Source organism: Spirillospora sp. CA-128828 (genome assembly GCF_050945415.1).
In the GTDB taxonomy this organism is placed as follows: Bacteria; Actinomycetota; Actinomycetes; order Streptosporangiales; family Streptosporangiaceae; genus Spirillospora.
This window is the reverse complement of sequence record NZ_CP191986.1, coordinates 4,720,256-4,741,724: the sequence shown is the minus strand read 5'-3', so window position 1 is coordinate 4,741,724 and position 21,469 is coordinate 4,720,256. Positions and strand designations below refer to the sequence as shown.

Sequence of the window (21,469 nt, the reverse complement as noted above, 5' to 3'; positions counted from 1 at the left end):
GCGGCTGCCGGATCGCGGCGTAGTGCACGGCGCGGGTCGCCTCGAAGTCGCCGGGCAGGTCCTCCTCCGGATTGCGCCAGCGCGAGGCGCCCTCGACGTAGATTTCGCGGCGCCGTACGGCGTCCCGCAGCGCGACCAGGACACACAGCTCGTACGGGATGCGCTCGACCTTGCCCTTGTCGTCGACGACCGCCTCGCGCCAGTCCTTGCGCACCACGCCGTCCATGGGTACTTCGTCGCCGGCGTTGTAGAAGCGGGTCTTGCCGTCGACGTCGGCGTACTTCTTCAGCAGCTTCATCGCGTCCATCACCGGCCGATACGCGGTGTTGTTGCACTTGAAGCCCAGGGTGTTCAGCAGCGGCGGCAGCATCTGCCGGTAGTACGAGCCGACGACCGGAGCGTGGTGCGGACCTTGGCCTTGAAGACCTTCTCGTTCGCCTTCGCCTCGGCCACCAGCTCGCGCAGCGTCCTCTCCCCGACCACCGGGAACAGCGCCCGGCGTACCACCTCGTCGGGCTTGTCGACGGCGGCCGTCGCCAGCTTGAAGAGGATGCCCTCCTTGCCGCGGACCTTCTTCAGCTCGGCGGTGAGCTGCTTCTCCACCCGCCGCTCGGCACGTGCGTTGATCTTGTGGACCAGAGCGACCAGCAGGTCGACCAGGGCATCGGTAATCTCCGCTTGCCGGGATACGCACAGCGCCGCGAGCAGAGTGATCCGTACGTCCTCCGACGTGTCACGGAAGTCCGAGGGGTACATCTTGATCGCCCGTGCCCGCCAGGCGGCCACCAGCTTCTCCGAGCAGTCCGTGAACAGCCCGTCGGGCAGCCCGAGCTTGCGCACGTCGTTGAGCTTGGTGATCTCCGTCAGCAAGGAGTCCAGGCCGACCGCGCCAGGGTCGCGCTTGAGCGCGGCCAGCAGCGCAGCACCCGCCTCGTTGTCCTCGGCCACCAGGGACAGCAACCGGGCCGTGCCCACCTCGCCGAGGCGGCCGATCGTGCGAGCACAGAACGTCTTCTCCCACTTGCCGCGCGCCGCGACGAGGACCTTCTCGACCCGGGAGCGGCCGGGCGGCTCGATCTTCCGGGCCCGGCACTCGACCAGCAGGGCCTCGCGCTGCCGGTCCTCCACCAGCTCGACCGGACAGACCTCCACAGCCAGCCACTCGGCCAGCGCTTTCTCGTCCGCGACCGTCGAGGGCCGAAAGCCCAGGGCCTCACGGATCTGCTTGCGGTGGTACTCGGCAGTCCGTCCGACCAGCATGTACTTCGCGAAGTCGGTGGCCGGGACCTTCACCAGATCGGCGACGTACTCAACCGCGGCCAGCGGGACCTCTTCCAGTGCATCGGGGAACCGGCCTTCCAGCTCGAAGAACTTCAGCAAGAGGCCGAAGCCGAGCCGGGTCGTCCCACTCTTGTTCGCCACCAAGTCCCAGTCGCCGTCTACCAGCGTCCAGTTCGCCAACAGCTCCTCTGGCGACCACTCTTGCCGCACGCCCACCCCATTGGCCTCGATCACTCGATCAGACCAACGACGACGCCCAGGACGGGGAAACGGGGATCGTCCGACTACCCGCGACCTACTTTGCGGCTGGTGTCTGAGCTAGGACTCCAGGGCCTGATCGATCTGGTTGCAGAGCTGGTCCGCTGGGCGCGTTTGAGATGGTGGATCGCTGACGACCGAGTCCCGCAAAGTTCTTCAAAGAGATCCGGGAGGCGGTGTCGGATCGCGGCGGTGGTGTTCGTAGCAGGGGTGAGGCCGCCCACAAGGGGCGGCGCCAAGGCAGAGGAACCGCGATCATGAAGCTGACGACCATGACTCAGGTCACCATCGATGGAGTGATGCAGGGCAACGGCGGCGCGTCGGACGAGGACCGCGGGAACGGATTCGAGCGCGGCGGATGGGCCCGGGGGAAGGGCGACAGCGAGACCCAGGCGTTCATCAACCAGACCTACCAGCGCGCCGACGCGTTCTTGTTCGGCCGGCGGACCTACGAGCTGTTCGCCGGCTCATGGGGGACCTTCACGGTCCAGGATGTCCCTGGCTGGGAGTCCGTCGTGGAAGCGTTGAACACACGGCCCAAGTACGTGGCGTCGACCACGCTCACCGATCCGGCGTGGTCGGACACGACCGTCCTGTCCGGAGACGTCGCGGCCGCCGTCCGGGAGTTGAAGGCCAAGTCGGAGGGTGAGCTGCAGGTCCACGGCAGTGGCATCCTGACCCGGTGGCTGCTGGAGAACGATCTGGTCGATGAGATGACTCTGATCAGCGTCCCGGTGGTCGTCGGCCAGGGCGCGCGGCTGTTCCCCGAGGCGGGCCCGGATCTTGCGCTCGACCTGGTCGAGTCGCGCGTCGACTCCAAGGGCGTGACGATCCAGGTCTACCGACCGGCCGGGCGCCCGCAGTATGCGCCAACGGCTTGAAGTCCCTGACCACGGGACCACGCTGTCCGGCCACCACAGGAGATGATCCACACGATGCAGTACCTGGTTTCCGTGATCGATGACAAGAGCAATCCCGGCAGGACGGACAGGCAGCCTGCCATCAGCGAGTTCAACGAACGACTGATCGCCGAGGGCTACTGGGTATTCGCGGGCGGACTCGCCGACACCGACGCCGCCACGGTCATCGACAACCGGGGTGAGCAGGCGGTGTTCAGCGACGGGCCCTTCGTGGAGTCGAAGGAGTACCTCGCCGGCGTCTGGGTGTGGGAGGCCCCCGATCTGGATGTGGCGCTCAAGCTCGCCGCCGAGGCGTCGAAGGCCTGCGATCGGAAGATCGAGGTGCGGCCGTTTCTGTGAACGGGGCCGAGGAAGCGGCGGCCGAGGCGTTCGCGATCGCCGTCGAGCAGTGGTCCCCCGGCGGTGTGCCCCCCATCCCGGCGCCTGGCTGACCACCACCGCCAGCCGCAAGGCCATCGACCGGCTCCGGCTGATCTTCACTTGCTGCCACCCGGCGCTGGCGATGCAGACCCGGGTGGCGCTGACCCTGCGCATGGTCGGCGGTCTGACCGTGGCCGAGATCGCCCGCGCCTTCCTTGTGGCCGAGACCGCGATGGGGCAGCGGATCACCCGCGCGAAAGGCAAGATCAAGGCGGCCCGCATCCCCTACCGGGTGCCCTCCGCCGAGGATCTCCCGGTGCGCGTCTCCGGCGTGCTCGCCGTCCTGTACCTGGTGTTCAACGAGGGCTACCTGGCCACCGGCCCCGACACCGACCCCCTACGCCCCGGCCTGACCGCCGAGGCGATCCGGCTCACCCGCCTGATCCGAGCCCTCATGCCCGACGACGGCGAGGTGACCGAGCACGCCGCCGCGCTCGCGGTGTTTCGTTGCCCGCTGGCGCCGAGGTCTCCGAGCGACGAAAGCAGGCCCCGGCGACCGTGATCCGGGTCAGCCGTGACGCGGGCGGCACCGGCCGCCTGTCCGGCTGCGGCGGCCTGGCCCCGACCTCGGCGGTGCGAACTCCGAGTCCCGGCGCCCAGCCGCGTTCACCGATTAGTGGCCAGCACTGCCGCGAGGCCTTCTTGCAGGTCCTTGACGAAGAACTCGGGAACCTCCAGCGCCGGGAAATGTCCCCCGATTTCGGGGGACCTCCATCGGACGATCTGTCGGTACCGCTCCTGCGCCCAGGGGCGCGGACACTTCTCGACGTCGCGGGGATACATAGTGAGTGCTGACGGGACGTCGACCCGGAGTTCGGGGTCCAGCGAGTTGTGGCTTTCGTAGTAAATGCGGGCCGCCGATGCGCCGGTCCGCGTCAGCCAATACAGGGTGACGTCGTCAAGAACGCGGTCTCTGGAGATCGTCTCGAATGGGCTGTCTTCGGTGTCCGTCCACTCGGCGAACTTGTCAAGGATCCAGGCAAGAAGGCCGACCGGTGAGTCGACGAGCGAGTAGCCGATGGTCTGCGGTCGGGTCGCCTGCTGCTTCGCGTATGCCCCGTGGTGGCGCCAGAAATGGCGGGTTTCCTCGGTCCACTTGCGCTCGACCGCCGTCAGCCCGTCCGTTGTCAACCCTGGCGGTCCCTCCGCGAACGTTGTGTGGATGCCGAGAACGTGCTCCGGGAACCTGCCGCCGAGAACCGTGGTGATATTACCTCCCCAGTCGCCGCCGTGGGCTGCGAACTTGTTGTAGCCGAGTCTTCCCATCAGTTCCACCCATGCGGCCGCGATCTTTTCGGTTCCCCACCCGGTGGTGGCCGGCTTGTCGCTGTAACCAAAGCCTGGTAGTGACGGGACCACGACGTGGAACGCCGGCGCGTCTGCATCTTTCGGATCTGCCAGCTCGTCTACTACATCGATGAACCGAGCAATGCTGTCTGGCCAGCCGTGGGTCAAGATCAGAGGAGTGGCATCTGCGCGCGCGGATCGGCGGTGCAGGAAATGGATTCCCAGATCATCAATGGTCGTGCGGAACTGGCCGATCCGGTTGAGTTGCTCTTCGAACGGCCGCCAGTTGTACCCGGTGCGCCAGTAGTTCACGACGTCGACGAGGTCGGCGAGAGGAACGCCCTGGTCCCATCGGCGAGGGTCGGGCGCGGCGCGATAGACCGTCTCGGCCTCCGGTAGCCGCGCCGCGGCCAATCGCGCACGCAGATCGTCGAGGTCAGCGTCAGTTGCGTGGGCTTCAAACGCCTGCACGTCGCTGGTCGGACGGGGCATGAGACCTCCTGGCCATTGCGGAACCGGCTAAGGTGGTTCTACCATGTCTTCATGCCAGCGTGCAACCAGCTGACCCCGGTCTTTCGTGAAGGTCGCTGGGGCGGGGCGTTACCCGTGACCAGGCTCTCTGCTGTCCAGGGCCAGGTTTCAGGTACGCGCATCCGTCGCCTGCGGGCGCCGAGAGTGAGCCGGATGGCACGTGCAAGAATCGGTAGCGGATGGCTTTCGGTTCGCGCACGGCCAGGACCTGCGCGTCGCCGGTCAGGGCGAGCAGTCGGGTCCAGGCGACCAGGTCGGCGGCGATCCGGCTGAGCATCAACCAAGTGGTGTTGATCGCGAACTCCCGCAACGGGAACCGGCCCAGCCCCGAGTCTTTGGCGTGCCGGATGCGGTCCTCGAAGGACAATCGCTAAGGTGGTTCCATGCGTGCTGAGTTCCCTGACTTTCGCCTCGGTAACGTGCTAGCGACCAGCTTCACGGGGACTCTGACGGAGCGTCATGGCAACGCTGTGGAGCGCATTCCCACGCCGCAGCGACTCGTCGACTGGCTGGCAGCGTACGGCCTGGCCGTGGACTCCTGCACCACCGCCCAGCTCGAACTCGCTCGGGAACTGAGGGAATCAATTCACGCCGCCGCGACAGCGACCGCAATCCAAGACGCTCTTCCTGCGTCTGCTGTCCAAATCATCAATGACCGCAGCATTCAGGGTCGCGCCGCGGCCATCCTGACGCCCGAGAGAAATCGTCAATGGCGACTTAGCTCGGATTCCTGCGTAGAAGATGCCCTCAGCGTAATTGCCGCCGACGCGATCAGCATCATCGCAGGCGAACGAGACGGAAAATTGGCCTTGTGTGCATCGCCGACCTGCCAAGCCGCGTTCTTCGACACCAGCCAAAGCCGCACCCGCAAATGGTGTGATATGAACACGTGCGGGAATCGTCAGAAGAAGGCGCGCTTCAATGCCAACCAGCGCAAGAACGGGCCTGCCGTACGGAAGGGTGTCATCTGATATGGCTTGCCCTGGAGGATAGGCCTGGGAAGGAGTCTCAATGAGGATGTCAAGCGGCTTGTGTGACGGGCGGTATGGGGGTGAACCTGCGTCCGTCACGCAGCAGGGCCCACAGGACGTCGACGCGGCGGCGGGCCAGCGCGATGACGGCCTGGGTGTGTTTGAGGCCCTGGCCTCGTTTCTTGAGGTAGAAGTCGCGGTTGGGTCCGGGGCGGGTGATGCTGGACTGGGCGGACATGTAGAACACCCGCCGCAGCCGTCGGCTGTAGCGGGTGGGCCGGTGCAGTCTGCCGGTCCGGCGGCCCGAATCACGTGGGACGGGCACGAGTCCGGCCGCCGAGGCGAGCCGTCCGGCGTCGGCGTAGGCGGCCAGATCACCGGCCGCGACGACGAACTCGGCGCCCAGGATCGGGCCGATGCCGGGCATCGACTCGATGATCTGAGCCTGCGGGTGGCCGCGGAAGGTCTCGGTGATCTGGGCGTCGAGGCGTTTGAGGCGGTCGTCCAGGGCGAGCAGCTGCGTGGCGAGGTCGGCGACGATCTGGGCCGCGACGGTCTCGCCGGGCAGGATGGTGTGCTGGGCGCTCGCGGCCGCCATCGCGGTCGCGGCCACCTGGGCGGCGCCTCGGACGCCGCGTTTGCGCAGCCATGCCTCCAGCCGGGCCGGGCCGCGGCGGCGCAGCGCGGCCGGGGTCTGGTATCCGGTCAGCAGCACCAGCGCACCCTTGTGGGCCGAGTAGTCGAACGCGCGCTCCAGGGCCGGGAACACCCCGGTCAGCACGTCCCGCAGCCGGTTGATCAGGCGGACCCGGTCGGCGACCAGGTCGGTCCGGTGCGTGGTCAAAAGCGCCAGGTCGGCGGCGAGCTGGGCGGGCACGTCGATCACGGTGAGGTCGCGGCGCAGCCGGGAGGTCTCGGCGATCACGTAGGCGTCGCGGGCGTCGGTCTTGGCCTCGCCGGTGTAGGCGCCCGACATCCGGTGCACGGTCCGGCCGGGCACGTACACCGGCTCGGCGCCGTGCGCGGCCAGCAGCGCCAGCAGCAGCGCCGAGGACGTCCCGGCGATGTCCACCGCCCACCCGACGGTCTCGGCCAGGGCGAACGCCTCACCGATCGCGTCCAGGATCGCCGACTCGTCGTTGGCGATCTTCTTCGACCACACCTGCGCGCCGGTCTCATCGACCGCTGCCGCCCAATGGTGCACCTTGCCGGCGTCCACACCGACCCACACCCGAGCCCGTTCCGGCTGTTGCACGCCCGTTCCTCACCTCGACACCGACAGCGTCCGGCCCGAGGAACACCCCGCCGTCATCTCCGTAAACAGCGACCGATCCGCACATCTCAATCAGAGGCCGGGGCGCCCCGGAAAGCCGGGCGGCCACTCCTTCCGAGCCACAACAGGCAAGAACCGATCAGCCACACCCGGCCCTCCCGGGCCGCCTCACAACTTACGGAGGACTGATGCACGAGCAGGTGTCAGTCTTGCCTGATCGTGCATCAGCCCCATGAGACCTAAAGGGCGCGGGCATTGGGCAGATGGTCAAGCGTCACGGGCTGTCAGTCACGCCGATCGCCAGGCGTGCTCCAGGGTCCAGGCGGACCTCGCCGTACGGGCGTATGTGGGTCCGGAGCAGCGAGGTTAGGCCGCGGCGGTCGGCCCGGGTGAGCCGGTCGGCCCACTCGGGTTCGGCCAGGACGTTCTGGAGCATGAAGGTGTTGACGTACACCGGGGATGCTTGCAAGATCCGCCGGCACAGCGCGCCCATCTCGACTTCCTCGCGGCGGTCGGTGGAGATCTCGCCGCCCTTGCTGTAGTAGACGACGTTGCCGGCGTTCCAGGAGTCCACCATGTTCAGGCCTTCTTCGATCTCGCGTTGCAGGTCGCGTTCGCGCAGGTAGCGGGCGACGAACGGGGTGCGCTGGGCGCGGCCGATCTCCGGCATGGCCTGGTGGGACGCGGAGCGGGTGAAGCGCGCCAGGATTGCTTCGGTGGAGGCGGACCTCGTTGATGCGCTTGATGCGGGGCAGCAGGTCGATGTTGAACAGTCTCGTGATACCGAACCCGACCTCGGACTGGCTCGGCGAACAGCGGCATCCTGATCAGCGGGGCCACGCCGGAACTGCACCAGTTACCCAAGCTCGTGGTGGGCTGGGCTGAGGGCGCCAGTCTCGACGAGATCGGCCAGGCCGCACCCCTTGATGTCCTGACCGAGCGCTTCGAGGTGCCCAACAACAACCTCTCCGACGTCATCGAGTCGGAGTGGCAATGGATGCTCAAGGAGGCCCGTAACGTCGGCTGGCCCGAGTACCAGGCGCTCATCGAGGCGGCCTACGCCGAACCGAAGCTGCGGCGGCTCTACCCCTACACCAGCCACTGCGCGCTAGGTTTCGCCGCCGCCCCAGACTTTCCCTTCGCCACACCGAGTTTCGTCTGGGTGGACTCGCCTCGTGGAGACGGTGATTACACCGTCAGGGAATGGTGGGGCGGCCCGGCCTTGGCCCAGTGCAGCACCCCCGCTCAAGCAATCGCCATCGCCGTAGACCGTATCCCGGGCCGTCTCCTGCAGTGGTCCCCCAACGTCGCTCCTGAGGGCTGAGATCGCATGGACACCCCCTGAACCGGCGCTTGTACGAATGTCACGGCAAGTCGATCGACGGCCACTGCGCGCAGGTCTTCTGAGATTCGTGCAGAGGACTTCGGAAACTGACATTGAGTTCCGGGACCGTTTCCGGGGCGGGCTTGATCATGGGAGTCTGGGCGGCATGCGTCCTTCGCGGATCTATGTCCGTGGTCTGCCCTTGCCCGTTCTCCTGATCGAGTTGATCGCCTCGGGAGGCTGGCCGGCTCAAGACGACACACGGCTGCGCGCGGTCATGCCGTGGTTCGAGGACCCAGTGGATCTCCTTGCGGACGTGCATCAGATAGGGCGTGAATCCGCGTCCCTCGACAGGATCGCCGACCATCACGCCACCGCCGAGCTCTTCCGGCAGGCCCGCGGCAGCCAGGCCACCGATCTGGTCGAGCTTCCCTGGCTCGATGCCGATCTGGCCGTGCTGATCGGGGTCAACCGCAACCCCGGGGACGACGTCGCCATCGCACTGGATTACCGGACCGGCAGCGACGAACCGAGGGTCGTCGCCAGCGACTGGTGGACCGACCCGCACCGGTGCGCCTGGCGGGTCGTCGCGCCGACGTTCTCGGCGTTCGCCGCAGCCTTGGGCCTCGCCGCGCAGCGCCGCTACCGGTACATCGGCCCGGACGAGATCCGCATGCAGATCTGGTCGGATGGGAGAGGGCAGCCGATCACCTCGTCCGGCGATCTCTCCGCGTGGCTCGCCCGGCAGGACGGCCCGGAGCGTGAGGAACCCTTCACCTTCGTCATCGACGACACCATGACGCTGCGCGTCGCCCCGCGGCGCAGCGAGCATGTCGTCTGCGCGGGCGGTGAGCCGGTGCTGAGCGCCGGCGAGATCACCTTCGCGGGGAGCGGTGAGAGCTGGCGGGTGAGCGAGATCAGTAACCAGTCGACCGGCTATTGCCCGGACTTGGACTCGTGGACCGCGGTTCAGGCGGCCCTCGGAAATGCCGGCCTCGATCACCCGGGGTCCTTCACGGTGCCGTTCGTCTTCCGGCGCTGCATGCGCTGCGGTCAGCTCAACATCGTGAAGGACGACCACTACGCCTGTGCGATGTGCGACGAGCCGCTGCCCGCCGCCTGGAACGCGGACGCGCCCGGCGGACCGCCGCCTCGATCGGGGAACGAGGTCGCCGTCGGTGACGTGGTCTCGGGGACGGTCGTGGCCGACCAGCGGCCGTACGGGCCGCGCATGCGGCTCGACGGAGACGCCTCACCAATGCCCGCGCGCATCAGGGATTTCCCGTGGGAGGGAACGCGGTCTGACGCGGTCAAAGTCGGCCGACGCGTCACGGCCGAAGTCGTCTCCGTCGACAAGGCCGCTGGGCGGGTCTGGCTGTCCCTTGCGGCGACCGAGCATCCCGAACTCTGGCGTTTCTTGAAGGGTTTGCGCACCGGCGACGTGCTCACCGGCAGGGTCGCCGACATCCAGAACTTCGGCGTGTTCATCGCTCTGGACGAAGGCCCGCCGCACCCGGTCTATCCCGGGGTCGGGTTCGTCACGATTCCCGAGCTGGCGTGGGAGCATTTCGATGAGGCGGCCGACGTCGTCCGCGTCGGTCAGCGAGTCCGCGGGGAGTTTCTCGCCTTCGACACCAGCAACGGCGAGGCCCGGCTCTCCTTGCGCTCGTTGCGTCCGGACCCGTTCCAGGTCTTCGCCGACAGCGTCGTTGAAGGGCAGCGCCTCACCGGCACCGTCACCAAGATCGTTCCTTTCGGGGTGTTCGTCGAAGTCGCCCAGGGCGTCCAGGGACTCATCCACAAGGACGAGCTCGCCGACGTCCCGGTCGATTCGCCCGAGCAGATCGCCCAGCCGGGCGACGACGTCCAGGTCACCATCATCGGCTTGGACCGCGACCAGCGCCGTCTGCACCTCTCCCGCAAACGCACAAGCCGCGATCCGAACATGGCCGAGACCGAGAGACCGGCACGAGGTGAGTGACATCCAGCCGTCGAACAGCCGGTGCCTCGACGCCCTCAACGAACCATCACCGGACCTGGGCCGTCTCTCCGGACGGCCGTGCACCATCATGGTGAGGGAGCTCTGGAGTCCTGCCCCAGACACCCACCACGGGGCAGCGAGATGATCACGTGCTCGCCCGTGGCGGCCTGCTCGTCGTGTTCGCGAAACATCCGCATGACGGGAGCTGGGCACTGCGACGGTCACTGCCGCATCCTCGGGTCCTGTGTGGGGTCGGCATACATGCGCGGGCAACCATGATCGATCGCATTGGTGCGCAGTTCGTAATGCCAGGGTTCGTTCCTGTAGATCTGGCACAGTCCGTACTCGGCACCGTGCTCGGACAGCCACGCCGTGGCATCGGACCGTCCGATGTCGATCGCGTGACCCGACACATGAGGAGACGTGTCCGCGGTGGCCACCCATCGGGCGGCTTCCTCTTCCGAGCCGTACTTCGAGACCGCCTCACGAAGAAGCCGGTTCTGGCGCTCCGGAGAACGCCAGCCGCTGTTGACGTAGAACTTGACGCCGTCGTCGGTAGCATGCGTCGCCGCTGCGCGCAGGGCCCGGAGTAGATCGGGGTCGAGGTTGGCCACGGCGGGATAGCCGTCGTCGAACACCGTCACGCCGTCGGGGACGGCGCCGCCGGCCTCGCCGAGGGCACCAGGGTGCTCACTGCGCGGAGCAATCGAGGGGGGTGGGGCTGAGGAGGGCGGTGATGACGCCGAGGAGGGTGAGGCATTCTGCGACTGGTAGACGAGCGCTGCTGCGATCGCTGCAATGACGACTATCAGGCCGGCGACAAGGATCCTGAGAATCCCGCGGGTCGTTGTTCGTGCTGATGGTGGAGTTCGAGTCATGCCGCCAGTCAAGGCAGCGTGGTGTTGCCGGCTCGTATGTGGTTTTCGATACGCCGACAATATGCACCGGCTCGTAACATCGGAGCATGCGCGTGTTGATCGCCGAGGACGAGCCCTATATGGCAGAAGCCATCCGCGATGGCCTGCGCCTAGAAGCGATCGCCGCCGACATCGCCGGTGACGGCGACACGGCTCTGGAACTGCTGAGCGTCAACGCCTACGACATCGCTGTCCTCGACCGAGACATCCCCGGACCCACCGGCGACGAGATCGCCAAAACCATCGTCGCCTCCGGCAGCGGCATGCCGATCCTCATGCTCACCGCCGCCGACCGGATCGACGACAAGGCCTCGGGTTTCGAGCTCGGCGCCGACGACTACCTCACCAAACCGTTCGAGCTCCAAGAACTCGTGCTCAGGCTCAGAGCGCTCGACCGCAGGCGCGCGCACCACAGGCCGCCGGTGCGGGAGATCGCGGGTCTACGGTTGGACCCGTTCCGCAGAGAGGTCTACCGTGACGGCCGCTTCGTCGCGCTGACCAGGAAGCAGTTCGCCGTGCTCGAAGTCCTCATCGCCGCCGAAGGCGGTGTCGTCAGCGCCGAGGAACTCCTGGAGCGCGCGTGGGACGAGAACGCCGACCCGTTCACCAACGCCGTGCGCATCACCGTCTCGGCGCTCCGCAAGCGTCTCGGCGAGCCCTGGATCATCGCCACCATGCCAGGCGTCGGCTACCGCATCGACACGCAACCCGAGGCCGGGCACGAGGGAGGAGACCGTGGATAGAGCGCCTGGGTTGAGCGTTCGCCTCAAACTCACCCTCACCTACGCGGGATTCCTCTCGCTTGCCGGCGTCCTGCTGCTCGCGGCGGTGTGGGTGTTCCTGCTGCGTTACGTCCCTGAGCGTGCGCTCATCGTCCCCGGTGACACCACCAATCATGGTGTTTTCCCCGTCCGGTCCAACCTCCTGCGCGTTTTCGGTCCGAGGGCGGCCGCAGTACTGGCGTTCCTGCTGGTGTTCGGCCTCGCGGGAGGGTGGATCCTCGCCGGCCGGATGCTAGCTCCGCTGACCCGAATCGCGGACGCCACACGCATGGCCACGAACGGATCTCTTTCCCATCGGATCCGGCTACCGGGCCGCAATGATGAGTTCCGCGAACTCGCCGACGCCTTCGACACGATGCTCGCTCGGCTCGAAGCACACGTCGCCGAACAGCGGAGATTCGCAGCCAACGCCTCTCACGAACTGCGGACCCCGCTGGCGATCTCGAAGACACTTCTCGACGTGGCGCGCACCGATCCGAACCACGACACCGGCGAAGTCATCGACCGCCTCCACGCCGTTAACACCCGGGCGATCGACCTTACCGAGGCGCTGCTCCTGCTCAGCCGCGCTGACCAGCGGTCCTTCACCCGAGAACGCGTCGACCTGTCGCTCATAGCGGAAGAAGCCACCGAAACACTCCTCCCCCTCGCCGAGAAGCGTGGCGTCATCATCAAGACCTGCGGCGACATCACCCCCACGATCGGATCGCAAGCACTCCTGCTGCAGCTGACCTTGAACCTCGTGCACAACGCGATCGTCCATAACCTGCCTGAACAGGGCGCCGTGCGGGTCAATACCAGCGTCCGCCCCAAGACGGCGGTGCTCACTGTCGAAAACACCGGCGAGAAGCTCTCCCCACAATTGGCCTCGACACTCACCGAACCCTTCCAGCGCGGTACCGAACGCATACACACCGACCACGCAGGCGTCGGCCTCGGCCTGGCAATCGTCAAAACCATCACCCACGCACACGACGGAACACTCACCCTCAACCCGCGCCCTACCGGAGGGATTTGCATCACTGTGGAACTACCTGCTATATCCCCGCACACCGAAAGGTAAGGAATCAGGGAACTGCCGCGTGGCCACTACGGCAAGCGGGCCGCGCCAACTCCGCAAGGTGTTTCTCGACCGGCATGTCCGGGGCTCGGTGCCACTGCTCCTGCACGCACACGACGTACGCGTCACGGTCGGCCCCCTGGGGCAGGCCTGGGTTGGCGCTCGGTGTACCGCATCACCATCGACGGGACCTCGACGCCGATGCGGCCAGGTGTTCGGCTACCGGCCACAGCACCCGTGAGCGGGTCCTCCAGGAACACGCCCACATACCGCACTGTGCGCATCTGGAGCGCGAACCCGACCTGATGGTGCTCAGTCCGCCGCTGCGCGATCAGGTCTCGGTCGACGTCTTCCAGGAAGACAACCGCTCCAACTCGGCTCCTCGGCGAACGTCCCGTACGCCTTTGGCCTGCTCATCTCAGAAACTCCACCGGCACGACCGGACCTCAGCCAGCCCCAGGGACTGCCCGCCGGGGTTTCGCCGAACCTCAGCGAACGAGCGGATCATGCACCACGTCACAGGCCCGAAGCACTCAACTACACGGCCTTGGCCTTTAGGCGAGGGTCTCCGTGGCATCCGGTCAAGGAGATCCCGTAAAACCCGTTGGCGGACCACGACGACCACTGCTACTTTGCCGGAGGCCGTGCCAGAGAACGAGGAGGTGGTACCCGTGAACGCAGTATCGACATGGGTGCTCCCCCCTGGGGCCACGGTCGGACGATAGGTCGTCCGGGAGCGCCGTTCAGAGCACTCCCGAAAGGCACGACCATGCAATTCACCTCCGAGCAGCGCCTTGACGACGGCGTCCTCGAACGCGAATTCACCCTCGGCGAGATCCCCGGCATCCTGTGGACGCCCACATCCGCATCCGCACCGGCGCCGCTGATCCTGATCGGCCACCCCGGCGGACTGCACAGGATGTACCCACGGCTGGCGGCCCGGGCCCGGCACTGCGCGGCGGACGGCTTCGCTGCCGCCACCATCGAGCTCCCCGGAAGCGGTGACCGGCCCCGCTCGGCCGCCGCCGAGCAGGCCCGCGCCGACCTGCGCCGGGCTCTGGAGGCCGGGGAGCCGGTTTCCGACGAGATCGTCGACCGGCTCATCCTCCCGCTGGTCGAAAAGGCGGTCCCGGAATGGCAGGCCGTCCTGGACGCCCTCCTTTCGCTGCCCGAGATCGGCGGCCCGGTCGGATACTCGGGGGGAGTGATCGCCATCGGCGTCCGGCTGGCGGTGGTCGAGCCGCGCATCTCGGCCGCCGTTCTGTTCGCCGGGAGTTTCGTGCCTCACACCATGTTCGAGGAGGCCCGGCAGGTCACCATTCCGCTGCACGTCCTGCTGCAGTGGGACGACGAAGGTAACGACCGGCAGGCGGCCCTGGACCTGTTCGACGCCTTCGGCTCCAAGGAGAAGACGCTGCACGCCAATATGGGCGGGCACACCGGCGTCCCGCAGTTCGAGGGGGTCGCCGCGGCCCGGTTCTTCACCCGGCATCTGAGCTAGCCGCCGGCCACCCCCACCGTCAGGCCGACAGCAGACGGTGGGCGGTGCCGACCAGGACGCCGCTCATCGAGGACAGGTCCCGGCCCTCCTCGATGGCGGCGCCCGCCAGATGCACAACCGCCCCGACATGGCGGGCTACGTACACGTCCGGGATTAGGAGGCCGATCCCCGAGCCCGAGAGCGGCCGTCTGCCTGTGCGCCTCGGCCGCCGGCCGGGACGCTGACCGGGGCCGGTCGAGGTCGGTCTGATGACGTTCAGGCCGTAGCGCGCCACCAGCGGCGCGATGCCAGGGCAGCCAGTCCGGCGCCGGCGGTGTTGAGCAGCACGTCGTCCACAGAAGACACCCGGTCCAGTTGCAGGACGTACTGCGCGGCCTCGACCAGGACCGAGCAGCCTGCCGCGAGCGCCAGGACTCGCGGTACCGATGCCAGTGCCGCGAAGCGCAGCGGGGCGAGAAACCCCAGCGCCGCGAACACCAGGAGGTTGCCCACGACCTGGCCCGTATCCATCGTGAGCAGGTCCCGCAGCGGTACCAGGCTCACGACGGCGCCGGCCTCGTCGCCCGGCAGCATGATCATCCAGACCCACGGCACCGTCCCGTAGACGATGCCGACCTCGGCCAGCGACATCCGCCACGCCGACGTGACGCCGGCGGCACTCCGACGGCGTGCCAGCGCCCACACCGCCAGCGCGGCAAACGGCAGTGCGGCCACCGTGACAAGTGCCACGCCGTTGAACGTGCCGACCAAGACGTACCACCCTGGCCTGCGGATCGGCATGTAGAGGATCCTCAGCACCGTGTCGACCGGGCCGAACACAGCGAGCGCCGCACCGAGGATCGCCAGACTGACGATCACGATCCTGCGTGTACGACGGGCTGGAGCTGACAATGATGCGCCGTGGTCCATGTCTGCATTGAAGCCGGAGGACGATATCGCGGGCGTATGCGTTTTTCGATGCGCCCGCGATACACGGATTCCCCGGTATCAAGGAAGCGGCGCAAGCTGGCAGTGAGACGGCGCCGCCGCTGGTGATCTCGACAGCCCGCTGCTGCAGGCGTTGGAAGACTCGTCCGTGACCAACACACTTCTCGCCGTCACGCCCGCACATCCGTTCGCAGGTTCTCGCACTGGCGAAGCCGCACCATCGGTCCTCTTCTCAGGCGGCGGTCGTGGTGGACCTGGCCTGGGTGGTCGCGTTCGGTGGCGTGTGGTCCGGTACCGAGGGCTCACGGAGGCCGAACGCGACGACGATCGCGCCGAGCGCCGCCGCCGTCACGGGGACGATCAGCGCGGTGCGCAGGGCGTCCAGGCCCGAGCCGGCGGCGACGCTGACGGCGGTGACGGCCGACAGCCCGAGCGCCGTACCGAACTGAATGGAGGTGTAGAGCAGGCCGCCCGCCAGGCCGTGCTCGTCCTCGGCGACGCCGTCGGTGGCTGCCATGGTCAGCGGCCCGTACGCCAGGGAGAAGGCCAGCCCGAGGAGGAGCAGCGCCGGAAGCATGGTGGCGTAGGTCCAGTCCATCCCGACGGGAAGGAACAGCGCGTACGCGGCCGCGGCGAGCACGATGCCGCCGAACAGCACGCGGGTGTTGCCCAAGCGGTTCACCAGGCGCGGTGTCAGGACGGGCGCGAGAACGGTGTCGATGCCGATCACCAGCATGGCCATGCCGGTCTGCATCGTGTTCCAGCCGCGCAGCTCCTGGAAGTACAGGGTTGCCAGGAACTGGAAGCCCGCGAACGCGGCCAGGAACAGGAGCGCGGCCACGTTCACGCGCACCAGCGGCGCCGTCCGCAGGATGCCCAGCCGCAGCAGCGGGGACGAAGACCGCCGCTCGACCGCGGTGAACAGCCCCAGCAGCGCCAGTCCTGCGGCGAACACGCCGGCGGTCAGACCAGGGCCGTCGCCGGCGTGCTCCAGCCGGACCACTCCGTACACCAGCAGCAGCATCGCTCCGGTTATGGTGAACGCCCCCGCCAGGTCGAAACCGCCCGAGGGGCGCTTGCCGGCCGTGTCGCGGACGAGGGCCAGGGCCGCCACCAGGATCAGCGCCGACAGGATGACCGGTGCGAAGAACACCCATCGCCAGCCGAACGAGGCGAGCGCGCCGCCCGCGACCACGCCGAGTGAGAACCCGCCCGCCGCCGTCCCCGCGTAGACCCCAAGCGCCTTGGTGCGCGCGGGCCCCTCCGGAAAGTTGGAGGTGACCAGCGCCAGCCCGGCGGGGGCCATGAAGGCGGCCGCGACACCCGTGACGAACCGGGCGACCAGCAGCGTCCAGCCCTCGGTGGCGAGTCCGCCGAGCCCGGAGAAGACCAGGAAGACCGCCAGCCACAGCAGGAACATCCGGCGGTGGCCGAGCAGGTCGGCGGCGCGTCCGCCCAGCAGCATGAACCCGCCGTAGCCCAGCACGTAGGCGCTGACGACCCCGCTGAGCATCCCGGTGGACAGGCCCAGGTCGGCGCGGATCGACGGCAGCGCCAGATTGAGCATCGCCACGTCGATACCCTCCAGGAAGATCGCGCCGCACAGCACCAGCAGGACGCCCCACGCACGCCCCGCCAGGCGGGCCGGCCCATCGGATCCATTGACGGAATCGGACATCGGTACCCGGCTTCCTCTTGTCGCGGGAACCGGTCCCGGGGTGGTTCCCCGAGTGCCTGCCGGTTCCCTCTTGTAACCGACAGCATCGTCAGGCACCATCAGTGACCATGGAAGACGGCACTTTCGAGTCCCTCGGTTACTGCGCGGATACCGGCGTCGACGACGACGTTCTCCAGTGGGACCAGCGCGCCGACTGCGAGGTGCGGCAGATCCTCGACCGCGTCGCCGACAAGTGGTCGCTCCTGGTGATCGCGCTGCTGGACAAGCGCAGCCTGCGGTTCACCGAGTTGCGCCGCGCGATCGACGGGGTCAGCCAGCGGATGCTGACCCGCACTCTGCGGCATCTGGAACGCGACGGGCTGGTGAGCCGGACGGTGCACCCGACCGTCCCGCCGCGTGTGGACTACGCGCTGACGCCGATGGGCGCGACCCTGCACAGCACCATCCGCGCCCTGGTCGTCTGGACCGAGGAACACCAGAACGCCATCGCCACGGCCCGCGCCGCCTACGACCGCCGAGCCGCCGCGGAGCAGGCGGCCGCCGAACGCGAGGCGGCCGAACGCGACGCCATCGCCCGCGCCGCCCTGCCGGCCAGGGGCTGACCGGCCCTGGTGGCTTGTCAGGCGCGGGTGGGTGCCGGATCCGGCTCGGACGAGACAGGTGCCGCCGCGCGGCGGGGAAGGAGCAGCGGGGTCGCCAGCAGGAGCACGCCGGCCAGGCCGATGGCCGTACGCAGGCCGAGCAGCCCGCCCAGCACCCCCCAGAGGGCGGTCAGGAGCGCGGTCGAGGCCTTGGTCGTCACCGCCCAGGCGGACAGCGTCCGGGTGACCCGGTCGGTCGCGGTGCGCTCCAGGCGGTAGGTGGCGGAGACGGGATTGAAGACCCCGCAGCAGAAGATGAGCCCGAGCTCGACGCCGACCACCAGCAGCAACCCTCCGGTTCCCGGCCCCAGGATGGCCAGGCCGACGGGCCAAAGGGCGCGCAGCGCCCCGGCCACGACCAGGACCTGGTGCTGCCCGAGCCGGGTAACGAGCGGTCGGGCCAGCCTCGAGCCGAGCAGCCCGCCGATCGCGGGCGCCGCGAAGGCCAGGCCGTACTGCCATGGCGTGAACCCGAGTCGGCCGAGCATCAGGACGGCCAGCAGCGGTTGGGCGGCCATCACCAGGCCGTTGAACAAGACGGTGTTGAAGAACAGCTGGCGCAGCGCCGCGTCGGCGAGGATGTACCGCCAACCGTCGAGCAGGTCCCCGGCCCGCATGCGCGCGGCCTCCCGGCGTTCGGGTCGCGCCTCGTGCTCGCCCATCGCGCGGATGCCCAGGGCCGAGAGCAGGTAGCTGACCGCGTCGGCAAGCACCGTCGCCACCGGACCGAGAAGCCCGATCGCGACGCCGCCCAACGGGGGGCCGATCACCGTGGTCGTCCAGGCCGTGGACTCGAACCGGGCGTTGGCGACGAGCAGGCCCTCGGCCGGCAGCAGTGTCTTCAGGTACGCGCCTGAGGCGGCACGGAAGGTGATGTCGGCCGCCGCGACGACGACCGAGACCAGCAGGAGCTGGAGGAAGGTGAGCACGCCGAACGCGAACGCGGTGGGGATCGTCAGCAGCGCCGCGAACCGTGCCAGGTCCATCGCGATCAGCATCGGCCGCTTGCGGCGGAACTCCACCCACGGGCCGAGCGGCACCGCCATGGCCGCGCCTACCGCCGTCCCCGCGGAGGAGAGCGCGGCGACCTCGGCCGGCCCGGCGTGCAGCACCTGGATGGCGATCAGCGGGAACGCGCCGAAGGCGAGCCATGTACCGAGCGCGCTGGTCCCGTACGCTGCCCAAAGCCACCCGAACGGCCGTCCCAGCCGATGCCCGAGCAGCTGTCCCTGCCGGTGCCCGCTCCTCATGTCCGATGCCCCTCGCCGCTTACCCGCACAACTGATCCGCGTCCGGATGCATCAAAGCGAGCGGTATTGCAGGGGGTCAAACAACCGCAAGGCCATCCACCTACAACCAAGAGTTGTGTCTATAGGGTATCGGCATGGACCTCGACATCGTCCGGACCTTCGTCGTCGCCGCCGAGGCGGGGCGATTTCAGGAGGCCGCCGCCGAGCTGGCGGTCACCCAGCAGGCCGTCTCCAAGCGCATCGCCGCGCTGGAACGCGACCTCGGCGTGCGGCTGTTCACCCGCACCCCGCGCGGTGCCGAGCTCACCATCGACGGGCAGGCGTTCCTGCCGCACGCGCGCGAGTTGCTGCGCGTCGCCGAGCGGGCGGTCGCGTCCGTGCGCACCGGCCGCCGTCCGCTGCGCGTCGACGTGATCGCCTCGCGCGGCGCGGCGACGGGCCTGATGCGCGGCTTCCACCGCGCGCACCCCGAGGTCGAGCTCGACGTGGTGATGCTGTTCGACATCGAGACGGCCGTCGGCGCCATCCGGTCCGGCGCGATCGACGCGTCCTTCCGCGCCGTCGCCGTGCCCGGCCGGCCCCTGCCCCAGGACATCGAGTCCGTCCGGGTGCTCGACGAGCCGCTCCAGCTCCTCACCGGCCCGGCCCACGCGCTGGCGAGCGCCCGGTCGGTGACCATCGCCGAGCTGGCCGGGCACCGGATCTGGATGCCCGGCATCGTCGCCGGTACGGAGTGGGCCGCCTACTACGACGACCTCGTCGCCGAGTTCGGCCTCACCATCGAGGCGACCGGCCCCAACTTCGGCTCCGACGCACTCCTCGACACCGTCGCCGACACCCCGGCCCTGGCCACGTTCATGGGCGGGCAGACCCGCCTCGTGTGGCCCGCCGACCATGGCCTGCGCCGCATGCCGGTGACCGACCCCACACCCGTCTACCCGCATTCGCTGCTCTGGCACCGCGACAACCCCCACCCAGCGCTGGCCACCCTCCGTGCCCACCTCACCGACACAGGGGTCCGCCGCGACGACGTCGGCATCTGGGCGCCGAGCTGGGTGATTCCGCGTTAGACGACCTCTGCACCGCCGTGCCCAGACGGCGAACGTCCCGTACGTCTCGGCTGCTCATCAGCTGACCCTCCACAGGCGCGGCTGGACGGTCGCCGGCATCGCCACCTCGCCCGGCGGCCCTTCTGCGGACACAAGCAGGGGCGTCACGCTTCGGCCTTCTCCGAGGTGGACGGGGTCGGCTGATGGGCCGCGGGCACACGGTGACGTGCGGTGGTCAGGTGGTAGAGCAGCGCCAGGGTCGTGACACCGGCGGCGGGCAGCCCGAGCGCGGCGGGCACGATGGCGAACCACTCTTGGGCCAGTCCGCCCAGGCCGCCGCCGAGGCCTATCCCGAGGTAGATGGCCGAGGAGTTGAGGCCGAGAAGAACCGGTGCTGCGGCCGGGCTGAGGGCGATGAGTCGGTGCTGTTGGGGCACGACGATGACGCCCAGGGCCGCACCCCAGATCGCAGCCCATGCCACGGTGGACACGAGCGTGGCGGTCGCCACCGAAGTAAGGGCAAGGGCGACGGCGGCGACGATGAGGGGACCGGTCAACACGCGCGCTGGGTCGTGCCGGTCGACCAGCCGTCCGGCGATGATGTTTCCGGTGAGGACGCCGATCCCCCAGGCCAGCAAGATGACGGTGAGCAGCGATTCGGAGCCGCCGGTCGCATCCTGTAGGGCCGGGCCGATGTAGGTGTAGAGGGTGTAGGCGCCAAGGAAGACCAGCGTGGTGACAGCCAGCAGCGCGAGGACCCGGCCCTGCTTGAGCGGGCGCAGCCGGTCGCCCAGTGAGGCGGCGGGGAGCCTCACCTTGGGCAGGCCGGCGGCGATTCCCAGGATCGCGACGAGGCCGATCCCGGCGACGGCCCAAAGGGTGATGTGCCAATCGGTGCGGCCGATCAGCGTGCCGAGCGGAAGACCCAACGCCGTCGCCAAAGTGAGACCGCCCAGCACGAAGGCCAGTGCCCTGCCTCGGCGTTCCGGGGGTGCGATGGCCCCCGCGGTGCTGGAGGCGGCGGAGTTGATCATTCCTGCCCCGGCCGCGGTGACGATGCGAGCGATCATCACGACCTGGTAGGTGGTGCCCAAGGCGGTGACGGCGTTGCCGACCACGAAGACGCTCAGCGCGATCAGCAGCGCGGTCCGCCTGTCCAGTCCACTGGTGAGCGCGCCCATGACAGGCGCCGACAGAGCCATCACCAGGGCGAACACCGTCACCAGCTGCCCGGCGGCGGGAGTGGAGACTTGCAGGTCGGTGGCGATGGCGGGGAGCAGGCCCGCGATGACGTAACCGTCGGTGCCGACGGCAAAGGTCGCCAGGGCCAGGGGAAGAAGTCGCTTCAACACCGGGTGGTGCCGCCTTTCCAGAGGAACCTCGGAAGTACCGAGCGGAACCTTAGGCAATATATGGAT

The 21,469-nt window shown here is 68.4% G+C and carries 23 protein-coding genes; 11 read left to right on the top strand and 12 right to left on the bottom strand.

Annotation, left to right across the window (positions count from 1 at the left end; genetic code table 11):
• Positions 1-351 precede the first annotated feature (351 nt).
• Positions 352-1,491 carry a DUF4158 domain-containing protein gene (locus ACQPXG_RS23250; protein WP_433470034.1) on the bottom strand — a complete coding sequence of 380 codons (1,140 nt, stop codon included), beginning with the start codon at positions 1,489-1,491 and terminating at the stop codon, positions 352-354.
• Positions 1,492-1,796: 305 nt separating this feature from the next.
• Between ACQPXG_RS23250 and ACQPXG_RS23245 the strand changes: the two genes are divergently transcribed.
• From ACQPXG_RS23245 to ACQPXG_RS23235, 3 genes are read left to right on the top strand one after another with little or no spacing between them, the layout of a single operon-like run.
• Positions 1,797-2,420 carry a dihydrofolate reductase family protein gene (locus ACQPXG_RS23245; RefSeq protein WP_433469817.1) on the top strand — a complete coding sequence of 208 codons (624 nt, stop codon included), beginning with the start codon at positions 1,797-1,799 and terminating at the stop codon, positions 2,418-2,420.
• A gap of 54 nt (positions 2,421-2,474) precedes the next feature.
• Positions 2,475-2,798: a YciI family protein gene (locus ACQPXG_RS23240; RefSeq protein WP_433469816.1), complete on the top strand. Its 324-nt coding sequence runs from the start codon at positions 2,475-2,477 to the stop codon at positions 2,796-2,798.
• 49 nt (positions 2,799-2,847) lie between these two features.
• Entirely contained in the window at positions 2,848-3,381 is a 534-nt protein-coding gene (locus ACQPXG_RS23235; RefSeq protein WP_433469815.1) for a DUF6596 domain-containing protein, read from the top strand.
• A 104-nt stretch (positions 3,382-3,485) separates the two neighbouring features.
• Here ACQPXG_RS23235 and ACQPXG_RS23230 read toward each other — a convergent pair whose 3' ends face one another.
• Both ACQPXG_RS23230 and ACQPXG_RS23225 read right to left on the bottom strand, forming a co-directional pair.
• Entirely contained in the window at positions 3,486-4,658 is a 1,173-nt protein-coding gene (locus tag ACQPXG_RS23230; protein ID WP_433469814.1) for an epoxide hydrolase family protein, read from the bottom strand.
• 49 nt (positions 4,659-4,707) lie between these two features.
• Positions 4,708-5,064 (bottom strand): hypothetical protein, encoded by a 357-nt coding sequence (locus tag ACQPXG_RS23225; RefSeq protein ID WP_433469813.1) that lies wholly within the window; start codon positions 5,062-5,064, stop codon positions 4,708-4,710.
• Positions 5,065-5,080: 16 nt separating this feature from the next.
• Here ACQPXG_RS23225 and ACQPXG_RS23220 point away from each other — a divergent pair, with 16 nt between their 5' ends.
• Positions 5,081-5,668 (top strand): CGNR zinc finger domain-containing protein, encoded by a 588-nt coding sequence (locus ACQPXG_RS23220; RefSeq protein WP_433469812.1) that lies wholly within the window; start codon positions 5,081-5,083, stop codon positions 5,666-5,668.
• Between the two features lie 49 nt (positions 5,669-5,717).
• On the opposite strand, the gene ACQPXG_RS23215 is transcribed toward ACQPXG_RS23220, so the two are convergent.
• On the bottom strand, positions 5,718-6,923 hold the full coding sequence (locus ACQPXG_RS23215) for an IS110 family transposase (protein ID WP_433465607.1): 1,206 nt from the start codon (positions 6,921-6,923) through the stop codon (positions 5,718-5,720).
• A 292-nt stretch (positions 6,924-7,215) separates the two neighbouring features.
• Positions 7,216-7,794 (bottom strand): Tn3 family transposase, encoded by a 579-nt coding sequence (locus ACQPXG_RS23210; RefSeq protein ID WP_433469811.1) that lies wholly within the window; start codon positions 7,792-7,794, stop codon positions 7,216-7,218.
• An 18-nt stretch (positions 7,795-7,812) separates the two neighbouring features.
• On the opposite strand from ACQPXG_RS23210, the gene ACQPXG_RS23205 reads away from it, so the two are divergent.
• Both ACQPXG_RS23205 and ACQPXG_RS23200 read left to right on the top strand, forming a co-directional pair.
• Complete coding sequence (locus ACQPXG_RS23205) at positions 7,813-8,265, top strand: DUF6193 family natural product biosynthesis protein (protein WP_433469810.1); 453 nt, start codon at positions 7,813-7,815, stop codon at positions 8,263-8,265.
• A 316-nt stretch (positions 8,266-8,581) separates the two neighbouring features.
• Positions 8,582-10,246 carry a S1 RNA-binding domain-containing protein gene (locus tag ACQPXG_RS23200; RefSeq protein ID WP_433469809.1) on the top strand — a complete coding sequence of 555 codons (1,665 nt, stop codon included), beginning with the start codon at positions 8,582-8,584 and terminating at the stop codon, positions 10,244-10,246.
• Between the two features lie 221 nt (positions 10,247-10,467).
• Here ACQPXG_RS23200 and ACQPXG_RS23195 read toward each other — a convergent pair whose 3' ends face one another.
• Positions 10,468-10,890, bottom strand: coding sequence for a M15 family metallopeptidase (locus ACQPXG_RS23195; protein ID WP_433469808.1), 423 nt, complete (start codon positions 10,888-10,890; stop codon positions 10,468-10,470).
• A 320-nt stretch (positions 10,891-11,210) separates the two neighbouring features.
• Here ACQPXG_RS23195 and ACQPXG_RS23190 point away from each other — a divergent pair, with 320 nt between their 5' ends.
• Together ACQPXG_RS23190 and ACQPXG_RS23185 are read left to right on the top strand one after the other, a co-directional pair.
• Positions 11,211-11,906: a response regulator transcription factor gene (locus ACQPXG_RS23190; protein WP_433469807.1), complete on the top strand. Its 696-nt coding sequence runs from the start codon at positions 11,211-11,213 to the stop codon at positions 11,904-11,906.
• Positions 11,899-13,008 carry a sensor histidine kinase gene (locus ACQPXG_RS23185; RefSeq protein ID WP_433469806.1) on the top strand — a complete coding sequence of 370 codons (1,110 nt, stop codon included), beginning with the start codon at positions 11,899-11,901 and terminating at the stop codon, positions 13,006-13,008. Before ACQPXG_RS23190 ends, ACQPXG_RS23185 begins: the two co-directional genes overlap by 8 nt.
• A gap of 122 nt (positions 13,009-13,130) precedes the next feature.
• On the opposite strand, the gene ACQPXG_RS23180 is transcribed toward ACQPXG_RS23185, so the two are convergent.
• Positions 13,131-13,361 (bottom strand): DUF4158 domain-containing protein, encoded by a 231-nt coding sequence (locus ACQPXG_RS23180; protein WP_433470033.1) that lies wholly within the window; start codon positions 13,359-13,361, stop codon positions 13,131-13,133.
• Between the two features lie 413 nt (positions 13,362-13,774).
• On the opposite strand from ACQPXG_RS23180, the gene ACQPXG_RS23175 reads away from it, so the two are divergent.
• A complete protein-coding gene (locus tag ACQPXG_RS23175) occupies positions 13,775-14,506 on the top strand; it encodes a dienelactone hydrolase family protein (protein WP_433469805.1) in 732 nt (243 codons plus the stop codon).
• Between the two features lie 19 nt (positions 14,507-14,525).
• Here ACQPXG_RS23175 and ACQPXG_RS23170 read toward each other — a convergent pair whose 3' ends face one another.
• The 3 genes from ACQPXG_RS23170 to ACQPXG_RS23160 all read right to left on the bottom strand — a co-directional run bounded on the left by ACQPXG_RS23170 (position 14,526) and on the right by ACQPXG_RS23160 (position 17,111).
• Positions 14,526-14,651, bottom strand: a complete 126-nt coding sequence (locus tag ACQPXG_RS23170; RefSeq protein ID WP_433469804.1) for a hypothetical protein — start codon at positions 14,649-14,651, stop codon at positions 14,526-14,528.
• 110 nt (positions 14,652-14,761) lie between these two features.
• Entirely contained in the window at positions 14,762-15,364 is a 603-nt protein-coding gene (locus ACQPXG_RS23165) for a VanZ family protein (protein WP_433469803.1), read from the bottom strand.
• A 301-nt stretch (positions 15,365-15,665) separates the two neighbouring features.
• A complete protein-coding gene (locus ACQPXG_RS23160; RefSeq protein ID WP_433469802.1) occupies positions 15,666-17,111 on the bottom strand; it encodes an MFS transporter in 1,446 nt (481 codons plus the stop codon).
• Between the two features lie 107 nt (positions 17,112-17,218).
• Here ACQPXG_RS23160 and ACQPXG_RS23155 point away from each other — a divergent pair, with 107 nt between their 5' ends.
• Entirely contained in the window at positions 17,219-17,713 is a 495-nt protein-coding gene (locus ACQPXG_RS23155; RefSeq protein ID WP_433469801.1) for a winged helix-turn-helix transcriptional regulator, read from the top strand.
• Between the two features lie 17 nt (positions 17,714-17,730).
• On the opposite strand, the gene ACQPXG_RS23150 is transcribed toward ACQPXG_RS23155, so the two are convergent.
• The gene (locus ACQPXG_RS23150) at positions 17,731-19,002 is read right to left on the bottom strand and encodes an MFS transporter (RefSeq protein WP_433469800.1); all 1,272 of its coding nucleotides are present in this window, start codon (positions 19,000-19,002) and stop codon (positions 17,731-17,733) included.
• 134 nt (positions 19,003-19,136) lie between these two features.
• Between ACQPXG_RS23150 and ACQPXG_RS23145 the strand changes: the two genes are divergently transcribed.
• Entirely contained in the window at positions 19,137-20,072 is a 936-nt protein-coding gene (locus ACQPXG_RS23145; protein ID WP_433469799.1) for a LysR family transcriptional regulator, read from the top strand.
• Positions 20,073-20,215: 143 nt separating this feature from the next.
• Here ACQPXG_RS23145 and ACQPXG_RS23140 read toward each other — a convergent pair whose 3' ends face one another.
• Positions 20,216-21,403 (bottom strand): MFS transporter, encoded by a 1,188-nt coding sequence (locus tag ACQPXG_RS23140; RefSeq protein WP_433469798.1) that lies wholly within the window; start codon positions 21,401-21,403, stop codon positions 20,216-20,218.
• Positions 21,404-21,469 lie beyond the last annotated feature (66 nt).